5 protein-coding genes are annotated in these 6,356 nt (G+C 63.0%); all 5 read right to left on the bottom strand.

The annotated features are described in order from the left end of the window. Nucleotides 1-78: 78 nt before the first annotated feature. The 5 genes from ACGYK2_RS15665 to ACGYK2_RS15645 are packed head-to-tail and all read right to left on the bottom strand — an operon-like array spanning nucleotide 79 to nucleotide 6,278. Nucleotides 79-1,245, bottom strand: a complete 1,167-nt coding sequence (locus tag ACGYK2_RS15665; RefSeq protein ID WP_152467144.1) for an acyl-CoA dehydrogenase family protein — start codon at nucleotides 1,243-1,245, stop codon at nucleotides 79-81. After that, the gene (locus tag ACGYK2_RS15660; protein WP_276155040.1) at nucleotides 1,242-3,257 is read right to left on the bottom strand and encodes a biotin carboxylase N-terminal domain-containing protein; all 2,016 of its coding nucleotides are present in this window, start codon (nucleotides 3,255-3,257) and stop codon (nucleotides 1,242-1,244) included. The genes ACGYK2_RS15665 and ACGYK2_RS15660 overlap by 4 nt, the downstream gene beginning before the upstream one ends. Further along, nucleotides 3,242-4,036, bottom strand: a complete 795-nt coding sequence (locus ACGYK2_RS15655) for a crotonase/enoyl-CoA hydratase family protein (protein WP_028288551.1) — start codon at nucleotides 4,034-4,036, stop codon at nucleotides 3,242-3,244. Before ACGYK2_RS15655 ends, ACGYK2_RS15660 begins: the two co-directional genes overlap by 16 nt. 9 nt (nucleotides 4,037-4,045) lie before the next feature. Next, a complete protein-coding gene (locus ACGYK2_RS15650) occupies nucleotides 4,046-5,644 on the bottom strand; it encodes an acyl-CoA carboxylase subunit beta (protein WP_043753606.1) in 1,599 nt (532 codons plus the stop codon). 4 nt (nucleotides 5,645-5,648) lie between these two features. Beyond that, the gene (locus tag ACGYK2_RS15645) at nucleotides 5,649-6,278 is read right to left on the bottom strand and encodes a TetR/AcrR family transcriptional regulator (protein ID WP_197918523.1); all 630 of its coding nucleotides are present in this window, start codon (nucleotides 6,276-6,278) and stop codon (nucleotides 5,649-5,651) included. Nucleotides 6,279-6,356 lie beyond the last annotated feature (78 nt).

Here is a 6,356-nt window from a genome sequence, read left to right as displayed (position 1 = left end):
CATAAACCACGACGCATAACTGAGGGTGGGTCAAATCTCGGTGAAAATACCGGGTCAGTTCTCAGTGACAATCAACACTCACATGCGCTTGGCGACTTCTTCCAACATGACTTCGCTCGCCCCGCCGCCGATGGCCTGCACACGGGCATCGCGTGACATGCGTTCCACCGGTGTTTCGCGCATATAACCCATGCCGCCGTGAAACTGGACGCAGTCATAAAGCACGCTGTTCACCAGTTCGCCGCAATAGGCTTTGACCATTGAGACCTCTTTCACGCAGTCACCGCCCGCGGCATCCAGACCGGCGGCGTGATAGACCAGCTGACGTCCTGCCGCGATCCGCGTCTGACAGTCGGCCAGCCGTTGGCGCACGGCCTGCTTGTCCCACAGAACGCCGCCAAAGGCCCTGCGCTGCTTGACGTAATCCACGGTCATGTCCAGCGCGGTTTGCGCTTCGGCACAGGCCATCGCACCCAGGACGATGCGTTCGTTCTGGAAGTTCTTCATCACCGAATAGAAGCCGCGGTTGACCTCGCCCAGAACGTTTTCGGCCGGGATGCGGACATCTTCGAAGATCAGTTCGGCAGTGTCCGAGCACAGCCAGCCGGTCTTGTTCAACGCCCGTCCGACCGAAAAGCCCGGCGTGCCTTTTTCGACCGCAAACATGGTGATCCCGCGCGACCCCTTGGCATCGGGATCGGTCTTGGCGCCGACAAAGTAGAGATCGCCATGCACGCCGTTGGTGATGAACATCTTGGTGCCGTTCAGCACCCAATCCGACCCGTCCCGCACCGCGCGGGTGCGCATGCCGGCCACGTCCGAGCCCGCGCCCGGCTCGGTCACGGCGACGGCGGTGATCATTTCGCCAGAGGTGATCGACGGCATCCACCGCGCCTTCTGTTCGGGCGTGCCGGCGTTTTCCAGATGCGGCGAGGCCATGTCGGTGTGGACCAGAACCGTGGCCGAGAATCCGCCGAAGGTGGATCGCCCGACCTCTTCGGCCAAAACCACGCTGGACATCACGTCCAGCCCCGCGCCGCCATACTGTTCGTCATAGCGCATCCCCAGAACGCCGAGATCACCCATCCGGCGCAGCACGTCGCGGGGCACCATGCCCTCCTCCTCCCAGGGCTCGGCCTTGGCGGTCACCTCGGTTTCGATGAACCGGCGCAGCTGGTCGCGGATCAAGTTGAGGTCTTCGTTGAACGGGCCGGAGGCCGCGGTGATGTTGTCTTGTCTGGTCATGTGTTTTCCTCTGGATCGAGTTTGATAAGTGGGGCGTGCCCGGCAACCGTGTCGCCCGGTGCACAATAGATTTCCGTCACTACGCCCGCGACCGGCGCGGGCAGGCTTTGCAACAGCTTCATGGCCTCAAGCACCACAAGCGTGTCACCGGCTTTAACGCGGTCGCCGCGTGCGACACGCACCTCGGCAACGGCGCCGGGCATGGGTGCGGACAACAGGTCAGCGACGCCAGACCCGCCGGTGGCACGTTGCAGATGCTGGTCTTCCAGCGTGCGCAGGTCTGTCGCGGTCATTCCGGCAGGGGTTTGCAGGTGCACCCGCCAGTGACCCGGCGCGCGCGAGACATAGGCGGTGCGCGAAAACGGAACCCCGTCGATGCGTCCGCTCAGACGGCATCCTGTTAAGGCGGCACTCTCGACCGCGATGGTCTGGCCGTCCAGTTGTACGGCTGTCAACACCGACCCGGAGCCGTTTACGCGGATCGGGTCGTCTTTGGTCGTCTCCCAATAGGATGCTGCACCGGGCCACCCCGCAGGGGCCGTGAGCCGCCATGACCCCAGGCTTTCCCAGGGCGACGCGCCCGCCGGGGCGAGATGCAGATGCAGCGCCATCGCGGCAAGGGCCATGTCCCGGGGATCAGCGGACGGTTCAGTCCAGCCGCCTGGAAACATCTCGGGCAGGCCTGAGGTATGGTGCCGGAACGCCTCAAAATCCGGGTGTGTCAGCAACGCGCGCTGATAGGCCAGGTTCAGACCGACGCCACCGACTGCAAAGGCATCCATTGCGACAACCGCCCGGCGGATCGCACCGGCCCGATCCGGCGCGTGGACGATCAGCTTGGCAATCATCGAATCGTAATGGTGGCTGACGACCGAGCCTGCCTCGACCCCGGTATCGAGCCGCACGCCGGCGGGCGGAGCCCAAAGGCTGATCTCGCCCGTTTCGGGGCGGAAATTCTCGGCCGGGTTTTCGGCGGCGATGCGGATTTCAATGGCGTGCCCGTCAAACTGCACATCGCCTTGCGTCAGCGCCAGCGGCTCGCCCCGCGCGATGCGCAACTGCCATTCGACCAGATCGATGCCGGTGATCGCCTCGGTCACGGGGTGTTCCACCTGCAACCGGGTATTCATTTCCAGAAAGTAGTATTCACCGCGCCCGGGGTCATAGAGGTATTCCACCGTCCCGGCGGAGCGATAGCCGATCGCCTGCGCCAACCGCACCGCTGCCGCACGCATGCGGTCGCGCACAGCCTCGGGAAGATCGGCGGCGGGGGCTTCTTCGATCAGCTTTTGGTGGTTGCGTTGCAGCGAACAATCGCGGTCGCCCAGATGCAGCACGGTGCCGTGAGTGTCGCCCAGAACCTGCACTTCGACGTGGCGGGCACGGGGTGCATAGCGTTCGAGGAACACCGCCGGATCGTCGAAGGCGCTCTGCGCTTCGGCCCGGGCAGATGCAATCGCTTCGGGTGCGTCGCCCGGATCGGAGACCAGCCGCATCCCGCGTCCGCCGCCGCCGGCGCTGGCCTTGACCAGAAAGGGGGTGCCTAGCGCCTCGGCCTCTTGCAGCAGGCGCGCGTCGGACTGATCCTCGCCTCGATAGCCGGGCAGGACGGGCACGCCTGCGGCTTCGGCGGCAGCCTTGGCCTCGATCTTGGAGCCCATCCGCGCGATAGCGTCGGGTTCCGGCCCGATGAACACAAGGCCCGCCGCCTCGACCGCCGCCGCGAAACCGGCATTCTCAGACAGAAAACCATAGCCCGGGTGCACCGCACACGCGCCCGTCGCCCGCGCGGCCTCAAGGATGGCCTCGACGTTCAAATAACTGTCCGACGGGGCGGCCCCACCGATGCAGACGGCATGATCGGCCTCGGCCACGAAGGGCGCGTCGCGGTCCGCGTCCGAAAACACCGCTACGTTTTCCAGCCCCAGTTTGCGGCACCCGCGCTGGATGCGCCGGGCAATCTCGCCCCGGTTGGCGATCAGAACGCGGGTGAAGCTCATTTCACCCGCCATGACGGAACGCCCTTGTTGATGAAACTGTTGATGCCTTCGATACCTTCCTCAGTCTCCCACGCATCGGCCAGCCGGTCGGCGGTGTAGATCATGTTGGTCTCCAGATCGTGGGACGCGACATAGGCGATCAGCGCCTTGGTATCGGCCACGGCACCCGGCGCGGCCTGAAGGTGATCATGCACCACCCGGTTCACCGTGGCGTCCAGGTCGCCCGGCGCGACAACCTCGGTCAACAGACCGATCCGCTCGGCGCGGGCCGTGTCGAACAACGCCCCCGACAGCATGGTTTCACGCGAATGCACCTTGCCGATGCGGGCCACCACATAAGGCGATATATTCGCGGGCAGAAGGCCCAGTTTTACCTCGGTCAGACCGAAGCGCGCGCCTTCGGCGCCGATGGTGTAGTCGCAGACGGAGATCATGCCGACACCGCCACCGTAAGCCGGGCCGTTGATCCTCCCGATCAAGGGTTTGGGCAGCGTGTCAAGACGGCGCAACAGCCGCGCCAGCGTGGCGCTTTGTGCGACCCTTTCACTACGGGTTTTCTCGACATTAGAGGCGAACCAGTTGAAATCGCCGCCCGCGCAGAAGCTCTTGCCCGCGCCGGTCAGGACCACAATACGCACATCGTCATCTGCAGCCAGCTTTTCGGCGGCATCGTATAGCTCTGCGATCAATTCGCCATTCAGCGCATTGTGTTTGTCGGGGCGGTTGAGCGTCAGCGTGGCGACGCCACGCGCATCGGTTTCGATAAGGATCGTGTTGTAGGTATTGGTCAACTTGAAGCCTCACATTCTGAATACAGGCGTATGGCGACCGGCTTCGGGCACCGATGTCACGATGGCCAGACACAGGCCAAGGATATCGCGGGTTTGCGCGGGTTCGATCAGCCCGTCATCCCAAAGCCGCGAGGTGGCATAATAGGGATCGGACTGTTCACCGTACTGGGCCCGAACCTGCTCCTCGATCAGCTTCATGTCGGCCTCCATCTTGCCCGGGTCGCCCCCTTTCTGGCGGCGCAGTTCCAGCATCACATTTGTGGCGATGTCGGCAGACATGGTGGCCAGTTCCGCCGTGGGCCAGGCAAAGAGAAAATTCGGGGCGAAACCACGTCCGCACATGCCGTAGTTGCCTGCCCCGTATGAGCCGCCCAAGAGGACCGACAGGCGCGGCACCTTGGCAACCGACATGGCATAGACCAGCTTGGCGCTGTCTTTGGCAATGCCGCCGCGCTCGGCTTCGGTGCCGACCATGAAGCCCGAGATGTTGTGGAGGAACAAAAGCGGGATGTTGCGTTGATCGCACATCGACACGAATTGCGCGCCCTTGAGCGAACTGTCGGACACAAGCGCCCCATTATTTGCGAGAATGCCCACTCGATAGCCGTGAATCCGCGCGGTGCCGCAGACCAGCGTCTCACCCCATCCGGGCTTGAATTCGCGGAATTCGCCGGCGTCGATCATGCGCAGCAGAACCTCGCGCATGTCATAGGGCTGTTTGCGATCGGCGCTGATGACGCCAAGCAGTTCCTCTGGGTTGCGCGCCGGCGGCGCGCAGGTTGCATCGGGACCCATCGGGCGCGACAGGCCCAGTTCGGATACGATGTCGCGCATCAGAGCAAGCGCATGATACTCGTCCTCGGCCAGATGGTCAGACACACCGGAGACGCGCGAATGCATCTCGGCCCCCCCCAATGTTTCTCCATCAACCTCTTCGTTGATCGCCACCTTGACGATCGAGGGGCCGCCCAGATGGATGCGTGCGTTGCCGCGTACCATGATGACTTCGTCCGACAGGGCCGGGATATAGGCCCCACCGGCCGTGCAGCCTCCAAAGACCGCCGAGATCTGCGGCAGGCCGCTCGCGGACATGTTGGTTTGACGATAAAAGGAATTGCCGAAATGGCGGGCATCGGGGAAAACCCGGTCCTGCTCTGGCAGATAGGCACCGCCGCAATCCACCAGATAGAGGCAGGGCAGCCGGTTCTCGGCTGCGATTTCCTGGGCGCGGATGTGTTTCTGCACGGTTTCGTGATAGAAAGACCCACCCTTCACTGTCGCATCGTTGGCGATCACAACGCAGGGCAGCCCGTGGACGATCCCGATACCGGTCACGATCCCCGCACCGGGCACCTCGCCCCCGTATTGACCGTAGGCGGCAAGCGACGACAGCTCAAGAAACGCAGTGCCCGGATCCACCAGCAGGTCGATCCGTTCGCGGACCAACAGCTTGCCGCGCTTGCGATGCCGCGCGACCATATCGGGGCGGCCGCCAGCCGTTGCTTCGGCGATCCGCGCACGCAGCGTTTCGACGCGCTCGCTTTGTGCGGCGTGGTTGCGGGTGTAGGTCTCTGATGCGGTCAGCACCGCTGTTTCAAGACGTGCCATGAAGTCAGGTATCCTGTCTTTGGAGTATCCCGTTGAGGAACACATCGGCATAGGTGCGTGACAACGCATCGGCGCTACCGCGGTCCGGGTCGAACCAATCGAGCGTGGCGTTCAATGTACCGATCAGCATCAGGCGCAGGCGACGGATATCGACGTCTTGCTTCAGCGTGCCATCTTTCTTAAGCTGGGACAGAAGACTGTCCCACTCTGCCTCATAGGCCCTGCGCGTGGGCAAGTTGGCATCCCGGACGGATTGCGGCACCTGCCCGAAAATACGCACATTCGCCGATGTATAATCGCTCACATCAATAAGCGCGCGCAGATGCGCCCGGATCGCGGCGCGCAGTACCGTTTCGCCGTCGGCATCGGCCCGCAGGTCGGTGACGGCGTCTCTCATGCTCTCGTGAACGACTCGAATCCCTGCATCAAGAACGGCCGCGACGATCTCGTCCTTGGAACCGAAATGATAATATATGCTACCCGCCTTGATCCCGGCGGCCTCGGCAATTTTTCGGAGCGAAACGGACCCGTAGCCTTGTTCGCGGAAAAGCCGCGCGGCAATGTCCAGCACCCCATCCCGTCCAACCGCGCTGCGCGATGTCTCGTTGATTTTGATTGCCGTGTTTTGTGCCATATACTTTCGTATCGCCCCAACGCCTAACTAACGCCTGTTAGGTTAATAACGCAAATGAGTAAATCGTCGTGATCGTGC

Source organism: Sulfitobacter sp. 1A10359, assembly GCF_043558145.1.
Taxonomy (GTDB): domain Bacteria; phylum Pseudomonadota; class Alphaproteobacteria; order Rhodobacterales; family Rhodobacteraceae; genus Sulfitobacter; species Sulfitobacter faviae.
Note: the sequence above shows the minus strand (reverse complement) of the source record. Positions and strands in the feature narration are given on the sequence as shown.